Below are 18,755 nucleotides of genomic sequence, written 5' to 3' on the forward strand. Positions count from 1 at the left end.
CCGCCCCACACCCCCGCCCTGGCCCCCGCCCCTCCCCCGGCGGGGGGGGGGCCCGGCCGGGGGGCCGCGGGGGGGGGCCCCGAGCCCGGGCGTCACCTCACCAGGAGGCACGGACGGCGGGGCCCGGAGGGTTCACCGCCTGCCGGAATCCGTTCGCGGCGGCCGTTCGCGGGCGTTCGCAGCCGTTCACGGCCGTCCTCGGCGTCGGCACCGCGCCCGCCCCGCCGAACCGGGTGAACCCGGCCGGGCCCGCCGCCCGTCGTCCCGGGTGGACGGTGCGCGTCCCGGGCCGCCGACGCAGCGAGCGGCCGTTCCCCTGCGCGAGGAGCCCTTCGTTGAGTGTGGTGCTGGTCAACCGTCCGCCGCGGCGCCCTGGCCCGGCGATGCCCGACGGCGAGATCCAGTTGCAGGAGCCGCCCGTCCTCCCCGAGGCACAGAGCGGCATGTCGAACATGATCGCCATGGCGCCGATGGCGCTCAGCTCGCTCTCGATGGTGTTCATCTTCCTGCGCCCCGGCGACAGCGGCGGCATCCTGACCTACGTCGCGATCGGCATGATGGCGCTGTCCGCCGTCGGCATGCTGGTCACCCAGCTGATCCGCGGCGCCAGCGACCGCAAGCGGGAACTGCGCGCCGAACGCCGGGACTACCTGCGCTACCTCTCCCAGGTCCGCCGCCAGGTGCGCGGCCACATCGCCCGCCAGCAGGAGGCGCTGGCCTGGCGCCACCCCGCCCCCGACGCGCTCGGCTCGCTCGCCCGCACCTCCCGGCTGTGGGAGCGGCGCAGCACCCACCCCGACTTCGGCGACGTCCGGATCGGCCTCGGCCACCAGCGGCTCGCGGTGCGGCTGGCGCCGCTGTCCACCAAGCCGGTGGAGGACCTGGAGCCGCTGTGCGCGCACGCGCTGCGCCGCTTCATCAACGCCTACGGCACCGTCGCCGACCAGCCCATCGCCGTCTACCTGCGCGGGTACGCGCAGGTCCTGCTGCGCGGCGACGACCGGGCCGCGGCCCGCGCCCTGGCCCGCGCCATGCTGGCGCAGCTGGCGCTCTTCCACGCCCCCGACGAACTGCGGATCGCCGTCGTCACCGACGCCGAGCACCAGGCCGAGTGGGAGTGGACCAAGTGGCTGCCGCACGCCCTGCACCCGGAGGACACCGACGGCGTCGGTCCGGTGCGGCTGGTGGCCGGATCCGTGGTGGAGGTCGAGCAGCTGCTCGGCGACGAGTTCGCCGGCCGGCCCCCGTTCGAGCCGGAGAGCCAGCCCGGCCGGGACGAGCCGTTCACCGTGATCGTGCTGGACGGCCCGCAGGCCGGAGCCACCAGCCGGGCCGCGCTGGCCGGCTGGCGCAACGCCGTCCTGCTCGACCTCGGCGACACCCTCGACTGGAAGCCGCTGCGCTTCCGGCTGCGGCTGCGGATCGAGGACGGCCGGCTCGCCATGATCGGCGCCGACCGCAACCACCGGGACGACGTCACCGACCTCGGCCGGCCCGACGCCCTGTCCGCGACGGTCGCCCGCCGGCTGGCCGCCCAGCTCGCCCCGTACCGGATCGGCGACTCGACGGAGGCCGGGGAGCCGCTGGCCACCGACTACGACCTCGCCTCCCTGCTCGGCATCCGCGACCTGCACCGGCACGAGATCGCCCAGGGCTGGGCCGGGCGGGGCGTCCGCGACCGGCTGCGGGTGCCGCTCGGCGTCTCCGGCGACGGCACGCCGGTCGAACTGGACATCAAGGAGTCCGCCCAGGGCGGCATGGGCCCGCACGGCATGCTGATCGGCGCGACCGGCTCCGGCAAGTCCGAGCTGCTGCGCACCCTGGTGCTGTCGCTGGCCCTCACCCACTCCTCCGAAGTGCTCAACTTCGTCCTGGTCGACTTCAAGGGCGGCGCGACCTTCCTCGGCCTCGACCGGCTGCCGCACACCTCGGCGGTGATCACCAACCTCGCCGACGAAGCCGCCCTGGTCGACCGGATGCGCGACGCCCTGCACGGCGAGCTCGTCCGCCGCCAGGAACTGCTGCGCTCCGCCGGCAACTACAGCTCGCTGCTCGACTACGAGACCGCCCGCGCCGCCGGCACCCCGCTGGACCCGCTGCCCACCCTGTTCGTCGTGGTCGACGAGTTCAGCGAACTGCTCGCCGCGCACCGCGACTTCATGGAGCTCTTCATCATGATCGGCCGCCTCGGCCGGTCCCTCGGCGTGCACCTGCTGCTGGCCTCCCAGCGCCTGGACGAAGGCCGGATGCACGCCCTGGAGTCGCACCTGTCCTACCGGATCGGCCTGCGGACCTTCTCCGCGATGGAGAGCCGGGGCGTCCTCGGCGTCCCCGACGCCTACCAGCTGCCCTCCCAGCCCGGCAACGGCTTCCTCCGCAGCGACATCGCCACCCTGACCCGCTTCAAGGCCGCGTACGTCTCCGGCCCCTACCGGGCCCGGCGCCCCGCCACCGCCCGCCAGGAGGCCGCGGCCGGCCAGGTCGCCCGGTACGGCACCACCTACGTGGCGCCGCGTCAGCCCGTCGCCCTGCCGGCCGCCGAGGAGCCCGAGGAGACGCCGGAGCAGACGCACACCCTGCTCGACCTCGCCGCCGAGAAGCTCACCGACGCCGGCCCGCCCGCCTACCAGGTGTGGCTGCCGCCGCTGGGCGTCCCGCCCACCCTCGACCAGCTGCTGCCGCCCCTCGCCCCGCACCCCGAGCACGGCCTCACCACCGAGAGCGACGCCGACCGCGGCACCCTGACCGTCCCCATCGGCGTCATCGACCGCCCCTTCCAGCAGATCCGCGACCTGCTCACCGCCGACCTCTCCGGCGCCGGCGGCCACGTCGGCATCGCCGGCGGCCCGCAGAGCGGCAAGAGCACGCTGCTGCGCACCCTGATCACCGCCCTCGCCCTCACCCACACCCCGGGCGAAGTGCAGTTCTACTGCCTGGACTTCGGCGGCGGCACGCTGTCCTCGCTGCGCGGCCTGCCGCACGTCGGCGGCATCACCGGGCGGCACGACCCCGAGCGGGTGCTGCGCACCATCGCCGAGGTCAACAGCATCCTGAACCAACGCGAGCAGCGCTTCGCCGAACACGGCATCGACTCCGTCTCCGCCTTCCGCCGGCGCCGCGCGGCCGGCGAACTGCCCGACGAGCCGTACGGCGACGTCTTCCTGGTCATCGACGGCTGGAACACGATCCGCCAGGAGTTCCCCGACCTCGCCCCCGCCCTCACCCTGATCGCCCAGCGCGGCCTCAACTACGGCATCCACCTGATCGTCGGCACCACCCGCTGGGGCGAGGTCACCAGCGCCCTGCGCGACCTCTTCGGCACCCGCTTCGAACTGCGCCTCGGCGACGCCGTCGACTCCGCCGTCAACATGCGGGCCGCCGCCACCGTCCCGAACATCCCCGGCCGGGGCCTCACCTCCGACCAGATGCACTTCCTCACCGCCCTGCCCCGGCTGGACGGCAGCGGCACCTCCACCGACCTCGGCGAAGGCGTCGCCGACCTGGTCGACGCCGTCGCCGACCACTGGACCGGCCCGCGCGCACCCGAGATCCGGATGCTGCCGCTGCAACTGCCCGCCGCCGCCCTGCCCGCCCCCGAAGGCCGGCTGCGCATCCCGCTCGGCCTCCAGGACGTCTCGCTCACCCCGCTGTGGCACGACTTCGAGGAGACCCCGCACCTGCTGGTCGTCGGCGACAGCGAGGCCGGCAAGACCAACCTGCTGAAGCTCGTCGCCGCCGGCATCACCAGCGCGTACCGGCCCGACGAGGCCCGGATCATGCTCATCGACTACCGCCGGGTCCTCCAGGACGCAGTGCCCGAGGAGTACCGGCTCGGCCACGCCGTCAGCGTCGACGTGCTGCGCCAGATCGTCGACGGCGCCGCCCGCGCCATGGCCAACCGGTTGCCCGGCGCCGACATCGCCCCGGCCCGGCTGCGGCTGCGCGACTGGTGGCAGGGGCCCGAACTCTTCATCGTGGTCGACGACTACGAACTGGTCTCCGGCTCCCCCGGCGGCCTCAACGCCCACCCCTTCGCGCCGCTGCTCGACTACCTGGCGCAGGGCGCCGAGCTCGGCCTGCACCTGATCGTCGCCCGCAGCGCCAACGGCATCGGGCGGGCCTCCTCCGACCAGCTGCTGCGCAAGCTGGAGGAGGTCAACACCCCGGTGGTGCTGCTGTCCTGCCCGCCCAGCGAGGGCTTCCTGTTCGGCTCCACCAAGCCCCGCGCCTTCCCGGCCGGGCGCGGCCTGCACATCACCCGCCGGCGCACGGTCCAGGTGCAGACCGCCGTCATGGCGGAGGACGGGGACGAGGGGTGAGTCGGGCGAGCCGGGCGAGCCGGTGAACCCGGCGAGGCGAGGCGGCCGTAGAGCCTGGTGACACGTGCGGCAGACGCGGCCGCGCGGACGGAGGGCGGGCGGGACGATGAGCACATCAGCGCAGGCGGCAGGGGACGCGCCGGGCGCCGCCCCGGCGAAACGCCGACTGGCCTTCCGTCGAAACACCCCCGCCGCCGGGCCCGCCGCCCTGCACCAGGTGGGCCCGCACTTCGTCATCGCCCCCGGCGGCGCGGACGGCACCGGCCCGGCGGCCCTGCCCGCCGCGATGACCGCCGCGCTGGGCCGGCTCACCGCCGTCACCCGGACCGTCACCGTCCTCGCGGCCGCCCCCGACGCACCGGCCGTCCTGTTCGGCCGGCTCGACGAGCTGACCCGCACCGCCACCGCCCGGGACGCCACCGCGCTCGTCCTCGCCGCCTCCGGCCTGGCCACCGCCCCGGACACCGGGCCCCGCCCCGCCGAACGGATCGCCGAACTGACCGGCATCGGCGTCGTCGCCCCGGACGGGCTGGTCACCCTCCGCCCCGACGGCACCCTGCTGACCAGCGGGCCGACGGACGACGCGCCGTCCTCCTGGTGGCTCTGCACCCCGGCCGGGCAGGTGCGCCGGCTCGGGCCGGTCTGGCCGCTGCCGACGGAGCCGACCGCCGCACCGGCCGGCTCGGCTGGCTCAACCGGCTCGGCTGGCTCGGCCGCGGAGACCGTGGTGATGGAGCGTCCGATGGCGGAGACCGCCGTGCTGGAGCTTCCGGTGGCCGCGCCCGTCGTGGCCTCGCCCGCGCGGGGCGTTCCGTTGGGCGCCGTGTCCGCACCCGGCCCCGCCGCAGCGGCCCCGGAGCCCGCCGCCCCCGCCCGGCGCGTCGAGGCCGCACTGCCCGCCGCGCCCACACCGCCCGCCGCGCCCGCCGACCCGCTGGTCACCGCGCTGCCGCACGGCTACTGGTTCCGCAGCGAGCCCGCCCCCGACGGCCCGTCCGGCCCGCTCACCAGGGCCACCGCCGACGAGGGCACCGTCATCCTCGTCGTCGGCCACCCGGGCGCGCCCCTCCCCCCGGCCGCCGAGCTCGCCGCCCGGCTCCGCCGTCTGCTCCCCGGCCCCGAGGCCGACCTGCTGCTCAGCGCCCCCTGGGCCACCACCGGCGCGCTCACCGCCCTCGCCACCGGGCTCGCCACCGAACTCGGCCACGACCTCCGGGCCGCCGTCGGCCTGCCCATGCGCACCACCAGCGGCTTCTCCTCCCGCGTGCTGGCCGCCGACGGCACCCCCACCTGGGAACCGTGGCTGACCGAGCTGACCGCCTCCCCCACCAGGCGCCGCGTGGTCGCCTCCGCCTGGCGCACCACCCCCGGCGGCCCGGCCGCCTGCGGACCGGCCCTCTACGAATCCCCGGTCACCGGCTGGCGGTTGGAGGCCGTGCCGGCCGGCCTGTGGCTGCGCCCCGAGGAGCCGCCGCAGGACCGCGGGCCCCGCCTGCGCGACCCCGACCCGGCCCACCCGCTGCTGATCGCGGGCGCGGACGGGCGAACGGTGCCGCCTGAGGTGCTCGCCGTCCTGGACGAGCTGCGCGCCGCGCTCACCACCCCCGGTGCGACCGCACCCGAGCTGCTGATCGACGGCGCACGCCGCGGAAGCTTCCTCCCCGCGGCGCAGCCCACCCAGCCCGCCGTGCCGGCCACCGTGCAGGCCGCCGCGGTCGACCCGCAACGACCGGCCCCCGAAGGCGAGTCCGCCACCGCCGCCACCATCACCGCGGCCATCCCGCCGGCCTCGGCGGTCCGGACCCAGACCGCCGCCACGGCCGACCCCGACGCCCAAGTCCCCGCCCCGGACGAAGAGTTCACCGCCGCCACCGCCACCCTCCCGGAGCCCCCGGCCCCGGTCCAGGCCCAGCCGCAGATCCCCGAACCGGCCACACCTCCCGCCGCCGAAGCACCCACGCCCGAACCGGCCCCGGTTCCGGACCCCGAGCCCGCCCTCGAACCCGAGCCCGAGCCCGAGCCCGAGCCAGCCCCGGTCCCCGAACCCGAACCGGTCCCCGACCCCGAGCCCACCCCCGACCCCGAGCCCACCCCCGACCCCGAGCCCACCCCCGAACCCGAACCGGCCCCCGCCCCGGAGCCCGAAGCCCCCACCCGCGCCCGCCTCCTCGCCCCCGACGGCACCGCCGTCTCCGGCCGCCCGAGCACGGCCGCCGAGCGGACCGCCTTCCGGGCGCTGCTGGGCGAGCACTTCCAGCGCTGCGCCAGCCGCGCCGAGCAGGTCGCCATGCGGCTGCCGGCGCTGCGCTCGCACTCCCGGGACGACCTCAAGAGCGACCTCGCGGCGGTCTACCTGCACCACGTCGACACGGGCGTCCCGGTCCTGCACACCGAGCTGGTCGTGGCGGCCCGCCGACCGGGCTCCGGGCCGCTGGACCCGTACCTGGCGTGCCTGGGATCCGGCCTGCGGCGGCTGCCGAACCACCGGGGCGCCGTGCTGTTGGGCGCCGACGCGGGCGAGGAGGAACTGCGTCACTACGTGCCGGGGACGTTGCTGGTGGAGCCCGCGCCGGTGGTCGGGACGCCGGCGTTGGAGGTCGTACCGGGGACTCCGGTCGAGTTTCTGGTGTGGTCCGCGACCGGCCGCCGCACCTCGGTGATCGCCGAGGACGGCGAGCCCGAGGTGGTGTTCCCGCCCGGTTCGTGGTTCTCCGTCCTGGAGGTCATGCCGGGCGAGGACGGCGAGCCGACCCGCGTCCTGCTGCGCGAGGTCGGCCCGGGCGCCACGGCCGGGACGGCGGACGAGCGCGACCAGCAGGCCCTGGAGCGGCTGCTCGCCTGGCAGGCCCGCCGCGACCTGCTCGCCCCGGAGGACCTCCGCTCCCCGTCCCGCCCCGAGCGACTCCGCCTCACCCCGGGCGTCACCGCCGCCCGGTGACCGGCGTCGGCCGGAAGGGCTACGCCACTGACGCCGGACCAGTTCAGGCCGGCCCTCGGACCTGACGGATCCGCCGCCACATCCCGCGCCCGTGGCCGACACGGCTTCCCCGGCACGGACTTGACGGTGGCTCCCGCACCGCCCGACAGACCGACAAGTTGTCTGTACAGCTCCGGGCCCCTTGGCGGCCATCGGATCGTCATCGAACTCCCCGGCCCCGGTCACCTCGGTCGCTTAGAAACGTGACTGGTCCGGGTCGAACCGATGGTCCGGCGCCCGTCAGCAAGGAGCCCCACCCGATGAGTCCGATGCCCCAACTGTCGCGCCGCAGCCTGCTCGGCGGCGCGGCGGCGGCCGCCGTGCTGTCCGCCCTCCCGATCAGCGTCCAGCAGGCGCTCGCCGCGCCGGCCAAGCCCGGGCGGCTGGCGGACATCCAGCACGTCGTCGTGCTGATGCAGGAGAACCGCGCGTTCGACCACTACTTCGGCACCCTGGCGGGCGTCCGCGGCTTCGGCGACCGGACGGCGGTGCGCGGGGTCAACGGGCGCTCGGTGTTCCACCAGCCCGACCCGGGCCGCAAGGAGGGCCACCTGCTGCCCTTCCCGATGAACGCCGCGCACACCAGCGCCTACCAGCAGGGCGCGCCCGCCTTCGGCTTCGTGGACTCGATGAAGGCCTGGAACGACGGCCTCGCCGACGGCTCGGTCACCCGCCGCTCCGGCGGCTGGCTCGGCCAGGGCTACTACGAGAGCGCCGACATGCCCTTCTACCACGCGCTCGCCTCGGTGTTCACCACCTGTGACGCCTACTACGCGTCCGTCCAGTGCAACACCAACACCAACCGCGACCACCTGATGACCGGGACCAGCGGCGGCACCGTACGGGACACCCCGGTGACCGACAACACCGAGATCCCCGGCGGCTACGAGTGGACCACCTACGCCGAGCGCCTGGAGCGGGCCGGCGTCAGCTGGAAGACCTACCAGGCGCTGGACAACTTCGACGACAACGCGCTCGCCTGGTTCGCCCCCTTCGTCAAGGCCAAGCCCGGCGAGCCGCTGTACGAGCGCGGCATGCGGGCCGTCGGCGACCCGGCGAAGAAGAACGACCCGTTCGCGATGGGCGACGCCCTGGTCGACGCCTTCGCCGCCGACGTCCAGGCCGACCAGCTGCCGCAGGTGTCCTGGATCGTCGCCCCGGCCGCGCTCTCCGAGCACGCCAACTACGCGCCGCCGAACGGCGAGCACCTCACCGCCCGGCTGCTCGCCGCCCTGGCGGCGAAGCCCGAGGTGTGGCAGAAGACCGTCTTCATCCTCAACTACGACGAGCACGGCGGCTTCTTCGACCACCAGCTGCCGCCCGTCCCGCCGCTGGCCACCGGGCGCGGCAAGTCGACCGTGCCGGTGGACGGCGAGGTCGTCGTCCGCGTCAGCAAGGGCTCCGCCACCTACCACCGGGTCGTCGGTCAGGACGGCAGGTACCGGGTCAAGGCCGCGGACGGCTCGCTCGCCTGGTCCGACACCCTGCCGGCCGGCGAGACCCTGGTCTCCGGCCCGTACCCGATGGGCCTGGGCGTGCGGGTGCCGATGGTCGTGGTCTCGCCGTGGACCCGCGGCGGGGTCGTCGACTCCACCGTCTACGACCACACCTCGGTGCTGCGCTTCCTGGAGCAGCGCTTCGGCGTCCAGGAGCCCAACATCAGCCCGTGGCGGCGCACCGTCTGCGGCGACCTCACCAACGTCTTCGACTTCTCCGGCCGCAACCCGGCCTGGCCGCAGCTGCCCGACACCAGCGGCAACCGGCAGAAGGTGGTCGACACCGGCAAGCTCCCCGCCCCCACCGTGCCCAGCCCGCAGGCCTTCCCGCAGCAGCAGCGCGGCACCCGCTCGGCCCGCCCGGCGCCCTACGACCTGCTGGTCAAGCCCCGGCTGAAGGGCGGCGAGCTCACCCTCGACCTGGTCAACCAGGGCCGCCAGGGCGCGGTGTTCGCCGTCTACCCGGCACCGGGCGGCGCGCCCCGGCACTACACCGTCGGCGCGAAGAGCCGGCTCTCCGACGTCTGGACGGTCGGCCCGGAGGGCTACGACCTGCGCGTCCACGGCCCCAACGGCGCGCTGTGGCACCTGCGCGGCGACGCCGCCGGCACGTACGAGGTGTCGCTGTCGGAGGAGCGCAACGGCAAGGTCCTCGAAGTCGACGTGATCAACCGCTCGCGCACCGCCCAGACCTTCCTGGTCGGCGACCTCGCCTACGGCGACGGGCTGCGCGAGGTGCGGGTCGCGGCCGGCGACGACCGGACCGTCAACCTCGCGGTCCGGCCCGAGGGCTGGTACGACGTCGCGGTGGCCGTCCGCGGGGACCTCACCTTCCGCCGTCGGATCGCCGGCCGCTTCCCCTGGGACGACCGGACGGTCACCGACCCGGCCCTGGGCCTGGCCGACCCGCTCGCCGTGGACGTCGCCCTCGGGGCCGCCTCCAGCACCATCGACGAGCCCGTCCTGCTGCCCGGCCGCCCGGCCCGGGTCTCGGCCGTGCTCACCGCCACCGCCGCGCTCACCGCCGTCGAGGCGCAGCCCGTCGTCCCGCCGGGCTGGACGGTCACCGCCGTCACCGCGCCGCCCGCCGCGCTCGCCGCCGGCGCCACCGCCACCGCCGTCTGGGAGGTCACCCCGCCCGCTCAGCTGCCGGACGGCACCACCCACCGGATCCTGGTCACCACCCGGGCGCTGGCCGGCGACCGCTTCGCGATCGCCGACGGCGAACTCGCCGCCCGCCCCGCCCCCGTGATGGCCGGCCACCTGCTGGGCGAGGACTTCGAGTCGCTGGCCGGCGTGCTCCAGCCGCAGGACGGCGTGCTCGGCTGGACGGCCCAGGCGCCGCAGGGCTGGTCGGTGGTCAACGCCCCCGGCATGCCGCAGGGCACCGTCCGTCTCCAGGGCTGGACCTTCCACACCAAGCGGGAGTGGTCCACCCCGGCCGGGCAGGACCGCGGCAACTTCACCCGCGGCCTGGGCGTCCTCGCCGTCGCCGACCCGGACGACTGGGACGACACCGGCTCCCCCTCCCGCAAGGGCGTCTTCGACTCCACGCTCGTCTCCCCCGCCGTCCGCCTCCCGGCCGGCGCCGACACGCTGTACCTGGCCTTCGACTCCCACTACCGGCAGGAGGCCCCGCAGAAGGCGTCCGTCACCGCCGTGTTCGACAACGGCACGGAGACCCGCCTGGTCTTCTACAGCGCCGACGCCACCGGCAACGACAACGCCGGCAAGGACGTCCAGAACACCCTCGTCACCCGCCGCCTCGCCGTCCCGGCGGGGGCGCAGGCGGTGACGCTGAAGTTCCGGATGTACGACGCGGGCAACAACTGGTACTGGGCGGTCGACCACATCCGCCTGGACAGCCGGCCGATCACGGGCTGACCGGCCGGGAGCGGCCCGATCGGCCGCGGGGGGGGGGGCGCCCGGCCGGGGGGGGCGGGGGCCGGGGGGGGGGCGGCGCGCGGGGCGGGGGGTGGGGCCCGCCGCCACCGCGCCGCGCCGCCCCGGCTCCCGGGCCCGGCGCGGCACGGTCGGTCAGGCACGGCCGGTCGGTCAGGCCCGGCCACTCGGACCCGGCCGATCGGTCAGGCCGGGCCCGAGGAGCCGCCGGAGGCCCCGGCGGCGGCCTCGGGCTGCTGCTGAGTCGAGCAGTGGATGCCGCCACCGCCGGCCGCGATGGCGTTGATGCTCACCGGGACGATCTCGCGGCCGGGGTGGAGGTCGGCCAGCACGCCCGCCGCCCGGTCGTCGGAGGCCTTGTCCCCGAACTGAGGCATGATCACGGCCCCGTTGACGACGTAGTAGTTGAGGTAGGTGGCCAGGAAGTCCTTGCCCCGGTCCGGCTGCCCGGTGAGGTCGGGTTCGGCGAGTTCCACGATCCGCGGCTTGCGGCCCTTGGCGTCGGTGGTGGAGCCGAGCACCTGCAAGGCCTGGTCGGAGGCGCGGGACCAGATGTCCGGCGGGGTGTCCGGGCCGGGGCGGTGGATGACGACCACGCCCGGCTCCGCGAACCGGGCCAGGGCGTCGATGTGGCAGTCGGTGATGTCCTGCCCGGCCACGCCGGCGAACCAGATGACCTTCTGGACGCCGAACAGCTCCTTCAGGGCCCCCTCGATCTGGTCGCGGCTCGTGCCCGGGTTGCGGTTCGCGTTGACCCACGAGCTCTCGGTGGCCATCAGGGTGCCCTCGCCGTCGACCTCGATCGCGCCGCCCTCGCCGGTGATCGGCGCCTGGATGCGCCGGATCCTGTAGTGGTCGAGGAGGTACCGGGCGACCTTGGCGTCGTTGTCGTGGGTCTGTTTGCCGCCCCAGCCGTTGAAGTTGAGGTCGACGCCGGCCAGTCCTGCCGGGCCGGTGACGAAGGTCGGGCCGGTGTCGCGGGCCCACAGGTCGTCCACCGCCAGGTCGAGGACCTCGACGCTGGAGCCGCACAGCTGCCGGGCCGCGGCGCTCTGGTCCGGGCGGGCCATCAGCACCACCGGTTCGAACCGGGCGACGGCCTGCGCGACGTGCGCGATGTCCTGGCGGACGGCGGGCAGTTGGTCGCCCCACACCGATTCGAGGGCCGGCCAGGCCATGAACGTCCTGGTGTGGGGGCGCCACTCGGCCGGCATGGCGTACGACGCGGCGGCGCTCGCGGCTCCGCCCGTGCCCGTACCGGCGGCCGTGGTCGGCTCGTCCTTCGGGGACGAGGCCCCCGACGAACCGCAGCCTTCCACCATCGCGACCACGGCCGCGGCCGCCCAGGAGCGCAGCACGGCCCGGCGGGACAGGGCGGGTTCTCTCATGGCAGGTCCCCTCGTCGACACGGATTCCACCCCGAAGCGGGCGATATCCGACAGTAGGGGTGGCCGGCGGGTCCGTCGGCGAGCCCGCGCGGCGCCGATCGGGCGAATCGGGCGATCCGCCGGGCCGGGAGGCCGGGGTGGGCGCCTCTCAAACCAGACTAAAAGTTCAGTCAATATTTCGAGTACAGTGGACCACCATGCCAGACCGTCGAACAGAGATACTGAGAGCGGCCACACGACTCATCGCGCGACGCGGCGTACGCGGACTGCGGGTGGGGGAACTGGCGGCCGAGGCCGGGGTGTCGACCTCGCTGATCTACTACCACTTCACCGACCGCGCCGGGATCCTCCGCGAGACCCTGGAGTTCATCGGCGAACGGGCCGACCGCTACACCGCCGAACCGGAGCCCGGGGCGCCCGCGGACGACCCCTGGAGCGAACTGGCCCAGGCCCTGCTGCTGGAACTCCAGGACTCCACCGAGGTCCGCGAGAACAGCACCGCCTGGGGCGAGTTGCGGGCGAGCGCGGTCTTCGAGTCCCGCCTCCGCGAGGACCTGGCCAGGGCCACCCACACCTGGGTGCACGAGATCGCCGGCCTGCTCGGCCGCGCCCACCCGTTCGGCACCGCGCCCGCGCACGCCGCCTCCGCCGAACGCCTCACCGCGCTCCTGGAAGGCCTCAGCATCCGCTGGCTGAGCGGCTCCCTGCCGCTCGACCGCGCGCGCAGCCTGCTCGGCGAGGCGATCGGCACGGAGATCGCGGGCTGGCGCGCCTAGGGCGCGTCTTCAGGATCTGCTGGGCCCGGTCGACCGGACAGGCCCTAAGGCAGCGGTTCCTGCATCGTGGAGCAGTGGATGCCGCCGCCCCCGGCCATCAGGCGGTCGACGTCGAGCTGGACGACCTCGCGCCCGGGGAAGGCCTCGGCGAGGGTGCGCCGGGCGGCCTCGTCCTTGTACACGTCGCCGAACTGGGCGGCGATCACGCCCCCGTTGACGACGTGGAAGTTCAGGTACGAGCCAACGAACTTCGAGTCGCGCGAGCGGACGGTGTCGGGACCGTCCACCCGGATCACCTGGAGCCTGCGGCCCCTGGCGTCGGTGGCCCGGGAGAGGATGTCGAACTGCTCCCGGGCGTCCCGGGCCCAGACGTCGTGGCGGTCCGCCGGGGGCAGTTGCACCAGGACGACGCCCGGCCGGACGAACCGGGAGGTGACGTCGATGTGGTCGTCGGTGATGTCCTGGCCCTTGATCCCGGGGACCCAGATCATCTTGTCCGCGCCGTACACCTCCAGGACGGCCTCCTCGATCTCGTCCCGGCTCATGCCCCGGTTGCGGTTCTTGTTGACCAGGCTGCTCTCGGTGGCCATCAGGGTGCCGTCGCCGTCGGTCTCGACCGAGCCGCCCTCACCGACGAACTCCGCGTAGGAGAAGGGGAGTCGGAGCATCTCGGCGATGCCGCGCGCGACCTCGGCGTCGTCCCGGTGGGTCTGCTTGCCGCCCCAGCCGTTGAAGTTGAGGCCGACGGCGTCGAGCCGCCCGTAGCCGTCGCGCCGGAACACCGGGGCGGTGTCCCGCATCCAGAGGTCGTCGGTGGGGACGGCGTCCGTCACGGTGACGGCGGGTCCGCACAGGGACTGGGCCTCCCGGACGCTGTAGTCGTCCGGGGCGCACATGACCACCGGCTCGAAGCGGGCGATGGTCCGGGCGATGAGCGCGATGTCCTGCTGGACACCCGCCAGCTGCCGGCCCCAGACGGACTTGCGGGACGGCCAGGACATCCAGGTGCGGGCGTGCGGGACGTCGTCGCGGTCCACCCACCACTGCGGGAGCCCGGCCTCGCCGGCGTACGGCAGCCCGTGCTCCGCCTGGTGCGGGGGCGGGGTCGGGGCCCCGAAGAGGCGGTCGAACAGGGAGCGGTTGTCACCGTGGGTGCTGCTCATGACGGATCTCCAAATCAAGTATTGCCCACCGAGTGACCGGTGGCCCCGCAGCCGCAACTCTGACATTGACTGAATTTTCAGTCAAGCTCCAGATCATGGAACTGCCCGGCCGACCCCGACACGGGAAAAGGGCCCCGGGCCGCCTCGCCCGGGGCCGGAACGCGACGCACGCTACCCGCGCAGTCGCTCCACTTCGGCCTCGATCGCGCCGGCCATCAGCTCACGCGCGTGCGCCACCGGCAGGCTGCCGCTGAGCCAACGGACGCTCAGCCCCTCCAGCAGCGCGGTCAGCCGCTCGGCCGAGGCCGCCAGGGCGGCGGCCCCGTTCATCGGCCGCACCTGCCCGAGCAGCTCCGCGACCTCCTGGACCCAGACGAGGGTGGCCCGGGCCAGGTCCTCCCGCAGCTCGGGGTCGAACACCGCACTCGCCCGCAGCTCGCCCCAGGCCGTGCTGTTCTCCCGCACCTCGGGGGTGTCCTGGAGCTCCAGCAGCAGCGTCTGCTCCAGCTCGCCCCGGGCGTCCAGCGGCGGCGCGTCCGCCGCGCGCTCCGTCGTGTAGCGCTCGGCCCGGTCGTTGATGAACTCCAGCGTCGCGCGGAGGATCCCCGCGCGGTCCTTGAAGTGGTAGTAGATCAGCGCGGTCGAAACACCCGCCTCCGCCGCCAGTTCCTCCACGCGCAGCCCGCGGACGCCGCGCCGGGCGATGACCCGCGCAGCCGCTTCCATGATCAAGGTTCGACGGTCAGCCACAAGGAATCACCTTACCCGGAGGGGGCACCGGCCGATCGGAGGACCCCATTCCTGACTGAAATCCCAGTCGGGGTATGATCCGGTGCGCTTCACGACGCCGACGTCCGCCCGGGCCCCGGCCCGACCGCCCGCCGCGCCCTCGCCTTGCCCCGTCCTGCCTTGCCCCGTCCTGCCCTTGCCTTGCCCCGCTCCGCCACTCCCCCGTCCCACCCGCACGACCCGCTGGGAGCCAGCATGACCGCAGAGCCCTTCGGCGCCCCGTCGCCCACGGCGTTCCAGGCGCTGTCCCCGGACGACCCCCGCGAGGTCGGCGGCTACCGCCTCTGCGCGCGGCTCGGCGCGGGCGGCATGGGCCTCGTCTACCTGGCCTACACCCCCGGCGGGCGGCCGGTCGCGCTCAAGGTCGTCCGGCCCGAACTCGCCGAGGACCCCGAGTTCCGGCACCGCTTCGCCCAGGAGGTCGCCAGCGCCCGGCGCATCCACGGCCTCTACACCGCCCAGGTGGTCGACGCGGGCACCGACGCCGCCACTCCCTGGCTGGCCACCACCTTCGTGCCCGGCCCCTCCCTCCAGCAGGTCGTCCACCACTACGGACCGCTGCCCGAACGGACCGTCCTGCTGCTCCTCGCCGGCATCGCCGAGGCCCTCCAGGCGATCCACGCGGCGGGCGTCGTCCACCGCGACCTCAAGCCCGGCAACGTCCTCGTCGCCGCCGACGGCCCCCGCGTCATCGACTTCGGCATCGCCCGGGCCGCCGACGCCAGCCCGCTCACCGGCATCGGCCTGCGGATCGGCTCGCCCGGCTTCATGGCCCCCGAACAGGCCCTCGGCCTGTCCGCCGCCCCGGCCACCGACGTCTTCGCGCTGGGCGCCCTGATCGCCTACGTCGGCTCCGGCACTCCCCCCTTCGGCGACGGGCCCGAGCCCGCCTCGCTGTACCGGGCGGTGCACGAGGAGCCCGACCTCTCCCACCTGCCGCCCGGACTGCACGAACTGGTCCGGCTCTGCCTGGCCAAGCGCCCCGAGGACCGGCCGGGCACCGCCCAGCTGATCGAGGCCGCCCGCCGGCACCCCGCCACCGGCGGCGAACTCCGTTTCTCGGACGACTGGCTGCCCCAGCAGGTCAGCAGCGCGATCCGCCGCCACAGCGACCTGCCGACCACGCCCGCCACACCCGCCCCGCCCGCCACCGTCCTCTCCCCGGCCCTGGCCGCGGCCGACGCCCCGACCAGGCTCGGCCTCCCCGCCCCGTCGCCCACCCGACTGCAACCGGCCCCCGACAGACCCGAGCCCGCCGCCCCCGCCCGCCGGCACACCCGCACCCGCACCGTGCTCCTGACCACCGCCGCCCTCCTCGTCGGCGCCGCGGCCGCGTTCGTCCTGCTCGATCCCGAGTACCTCGACGACCCCGACGACCAGAACGTCGCCGCCGGCCTCGCCCCGTCCGCCGGCGCCGCCACCGCCCCGTCCGCCACCGCCCCGGCCACCACCGCCGCCACGACGGCCCCCGGGTACACCGCCGTCCACACCAACCTCGAACTCACCTCCCCCGACCCCAGCTACGAGTTCGACCTCAAGGCCGGGAAGGTCACCGCCCAGGACGCCTCGACCTGGTACCTGGGCCGCCACGCCGGCGAGTTCTACATCCCCGAGGACAGCGACGCCTACGTCGCGCCGACCGGCCGGCTCACCCTCCCCGACTGCGTCAAGGGCGTCGAGACCCAGCCGGTCTCCACCCTGCCCTTCAACGCCCTGCGCACCGACCGCAGCTTCTGCGTCCGCGCCCAGGGCGGCCAGGACATCGCCATCGTCCGCATCCTCGCCACGGCCGCCGACGACGGCCCGGTCCGGATCTCGCTCACCTCCTACCACCGCTCCGCCTGACGCGGCGCCACCCCGGCCGGACGGCCCCGTTCCGCGCGCAGGCGTGACCGGACGGGGCCCGGCCACCGGCCCGGCGGCACTGTCGGTGACGGCTGGTACGGTCCGCCCATGATGAAGCGCGTACCGTTCACCGGTGCTGAGAAGGACAGTCTGCAGGTCGCCCTCGACCGGCACCGCGACGCGGTGCTGTGGAAGCTCGACGGCCTGGACGACGAGCAGCTGCGGCGGCCGATGACCCCGTCGGGGACGAACCTGCTGGGCCTGGTCAAGCACCTGGGGGGTGCCGAGCTGGGCTGGTTCTGCGAGGCGTTCGGCCGCGAGACGGGGCCCCTGCCCTTCGACCTGGAGGCCGACGAGACCTCCGACATGAGGGTGGAGCCGCACGAGTCCACCGAGGACGTCCTGGCGTTCTACGCCCGCGCCCGCGCCGCCGCCGACCAGGTGATCGGCGAACTCGACCTCGACGACCTGGGCAAGGCCTGGTTCGGCGACGCCGTTTCGCTGCGCTGGGTGCTCATCCACATGGTGACGGAGACCACGCGGCACGCGGGCCACGTGGACATCCTGCGCGAACTCCTCGACGGCGCGGCCGGCGACCACAACCGGGGCTGAGCCGGGCAGGGGCCGCACCTGCGCCATCCCTCGTCGTCCCGCGCCATCTCCGGTGAACGCCTGACGTGCCCGCCCGGCGCCTTCACACTGGTGGTGAAAGACGCAGGCCGACCTGCGACCGCGAAACCCCGAAGGTGCACATGAGTGAGCGATTCGCCGCATTGGACGACCTGGCCGAGCGGTGGGGCCTGAGCGGCCTGGAACTCGTCGGCAAGGGCCTGGAGTTCTCCGTGTTCCGGGCGCAGGCGCGGGACGGCCAGCCCGTCGCGGTGCGGCTCGCACGCCAGCGGTTCGAGTCGAACGCCAACGACCCCCACGTGGACACCCGGACCCTGCTCCGGCAGGAGTACGTCATCGCGAAGCACCTGGCCGCCCACGGCCTGCCGGTCGCGCAGCCGAGGGAGCTCGTCCTGGCGGACGACCCGGCCGCCCCCGACGTGCTGCTGTCCGCCTACGTCCCCGACGACGGCTCGGACCTCGACTCCTTCGAGCTGGGTCACCTCCTCGCGCGGCTCCACCGGGTGCCGCCGCCGCAGCTGAGGCCGGTCGCGGCGGAGGGAACCAGCACGGCGGCGGCGATCGCCGCACGCATCGGGCGCCGCTGGGCCGAGATCGGCCGCCGAGTCGACGACTGGCCCGAGCCGCCGGCCGCTTCCCTGGTCGCCGGCCACCTCGCCGGCTGCACCGAGGACAGCCTGCTGCACCTCGACGTGCGCAGCGACAACATCCGCCGCCACCAGGGGCGGGCGGTCGCCCTGCTGGACTGGTCGAACGCCCTGCTCGGGCCCCCGGCCGTGGAGTTCGGCCGGCTCGTCGAGTACGCCCGGTACCCGGAGAACGGCCTCGACCCGGCGGCGGTCCGCAGCGGGTACGCGAGGACGGCGACCGCCCCGGCCGACGACGATCCGTGCCTGGTCGTGGGCCGGCTGGACGCCGCGCTGATGCTGGCGCTCGTCTTCCTCTCCGAGGCGCCCGACTCCGGCCGCGGCCCGGCGGCGGCCGACCACGCCCGCGAGCTCGCGCTCAGAATGGGCGCCGGCCGCGCGTGAGGAAGCCCAGGAGCAGAGCTCTCAGGGCCGGCCGAGGACGCGGTCGACGGCGATCTCGATGACCACCCGATCCGGGTTCGCCCGGGGTTCGCGGTAACGCTCGGTGTAGCGCCGCTCGGCGTCGGCGACCTGCTCGGGCTCGTCCCGGACGACGGCCACGCCCTCCAGGGTCGACCAGCGGGCCCGGTCCACCTGGCAGACCGCGACCCGCAGGCCCTGCGGGCCGGCCGCCGCCACGTTGCGCGCCTTGCGGCTGGTGCGGCTGGTGATCACCCGGGCCGTCCCGGTCTCCGGCTGGTACGTCACGCCGACCGGCACCACGTGCGGCGAGCCGTCCGGGCGAGCGGTGGTCAGGGTGGCGATGTGACGCTCGCGCCAGAAGGCGAGGAAGGCGTCGTCGAGGTCGCGGGGATCATGGGCCATGATCGCGATGCTACGG

11 protein-coding genes are annotated in these 18,755 nt (G+C 74.9%); 7 read left to right on the forward strand and 4 right to left on the reverse strand.

Features of this window, described 5'->3' with window-relative positions:
* The first annotated feature begins 335 nt into the window (after nucleotides 1–335).
* From eccCa to ACFV6I_RS08550, 3 genes are all read left to right on the forward strand, one after another.
* Complete coding sequence (gene eccCa / locus ACFV6I_RS08540) at nucleotides 336–4,319, forward strand: type VII secretion protein EccCa (RefSeq protein ID WP_380423981.1); 3,984 nt, start codon at nucleotides 336–338, stop codon at nucleotides 4,317–4,319.
* A gap of 106 nt (nucleotides 4,320–4,425) precedes the next feature.
* Nucleotides 4,426–7,257 carry a hypothetical protein gene (locus tag ACFV6I_RS08545; RefSeq protein ID WP_380423982.1) on the forward strand — a complete coding sequence of 944 codons (2,832 nt, stop codon included), beginning with the start codon at nucleotides 4,426–4,428 and terminating at the stop codon, nucleotides 7,255–7,257.
* A gap of 299 nt (nucleotides 7,258–7,556) precedes the next feature.
* The gene (locus ACFV6I_RS08550; RefSeq protein ID WP_380423983.1) at nucleotides 7,557–10,676 is read left to right on the forward strand and encodes a phosphocholine-specific phospholipase C; all 3,120 of its coding nucleotides are present in this window, start codon (nucleotides 7,557–7,559) and stop codon (nucleotides 10,674–10,676) included.
* 203 nt (nucleotides 10,677–10,879) lie between these two features.
* On the opposite strand, the gene ACFV6I_RS08555 is transcribed toward ACFV6I_RS08550, so the two are convergent.
* Nucleotides 10,880–12,082: an agmatine deiminase family protein gene (locus ACFV6I_RS08555; RefSeq protein ID WP_380423984.1), complete on the reverse strand. Its 1,203-nt coding sequence runs from the start codon at nucleotides 12,080–12,082 to the stop codon at nucleotides 10,880–10,882.
* Between the two features lie 197 nt (nucleotides 12,083–12,279).
* Between ACFV6I_RS08555 and ACFV6I_RS08560 the strand changes: the two genes are divergently transcribed.
* Entirely contained in the window at nucleotides 12,280–12,858 is a 579-nt protein-coding gene (locus tag ACFV6I_RS08560) for a TetR/AcrR family transcriptional regulator (protein ID WP_063350539.1), read from the forward strand.
* Between the two features lie 44 nt (nucleotides 12,859–12,902).
* Here ACFV6I_RS08560 and ACFV6I_RS08565 read toward each other — a convergent pair whose 3' ends face one another.
* Nucleotides 12,903–14,021: an agmatine/peptidylarginine deiminase gene (locus tag ACFV6I_RS08565; protein WP_380423985.1), complete on the reverse strand. Its 1,119-nt coding sequence runs from the start codon at nucleotides 14,019–14,021 to the stop codon at nucleotides 12,903–12,905.
* A 171-nt stretch (nucleotides 14,022–14,192) separates the two neighbouring features.
* Complete coding sequence (locus tag ACFV6I_RS08570) at nucleotides 14,193–14,747, reverse strand: TetR/AcrR family transcriptional regulator (protein WP_063350538.1); 555 nt, start codon at nucleotides 14,745–14,747, stop codon at nucleotides 14,193–14,195.
* Nucleotides 14,748–15,005: 258 nt separating this feature from the next.
* Between ACFV6I_RS08570 and ACFV6I_RS08575 the strand changes: the two genes are divergently transcribed.
* From ACFV6I_RS08575 to ACFV6I_RS08585, 3 genes are all read left to right on the forward strand, one after another.
* Nucleotides 15,006–16,655 carry a serine/threonine-protein kinase gene (locus ACFV6I_RS08575; protein WP_380423986.1) on the forward strand — a complete coding sequence of 550 codons (1,650 nt, stop codon included), beginning with the start codon at nucleotides 15,006–15,008 and terminating at the stop codon, nucleotides 16,653–16,655.
* A 108-nt stretch (nucleotides 16,656–16,763) separates the two neighbouring features.
* Nucleotides 16,764–17,267, forward strand: a complete 504-nt coding sequence (locus ACFV6I_RS08580; RefSeq protein ID WP_063350536.1) for a DinB family protein — start codon at nucleotides 16,764–16,766, stop codon at nucleotides 17,265–17,267.
* Nucleotides 17,268–17,407: 140 nt separating this feature from the next.
* On the forward strand, nucleotides 17,408–18,316 hold the full coding sequence (locus ACFV6I_RS08585) for a phosphotransferase family protein (RefSeq protein WP_380423987.1): 909 nt from the start codon (nucleotides 17,408–17,410) through the stop codon (nucleotides 18,314–18,316).
* Nucleotides 18,317–18,337: 21 nt separating this feature from the next.
* Here ACFV6I_RS08585 and ACFV6I_RS08590 read toward each other — a convergent pair whose 3' ends face one another.
* Complete coding sequence (locus tag ACFV6I_RS08590; protein ID WP_063350534.1) at nucleotides 18,338–18,739, reverse strand: pyridoxamine 5'-phosphate oxidase family protein; 402 nt, start codon at nucleotides 18,737–18,739, stop codon at nucleotides 18,338–18,340.
* Nucleotides 18,740–18,755: the final 16 nt, after the last annotated feature.

Source organism: Kitasatospora sp. NPDC059803, from assembly GCF_042732255.1.
Taxonomy (GTDB): domain Bacteria; phylum Actinomycetota; class Actinomycetes; order Streptomycetales; family Streptomycetaceae; genus Kitasatospora.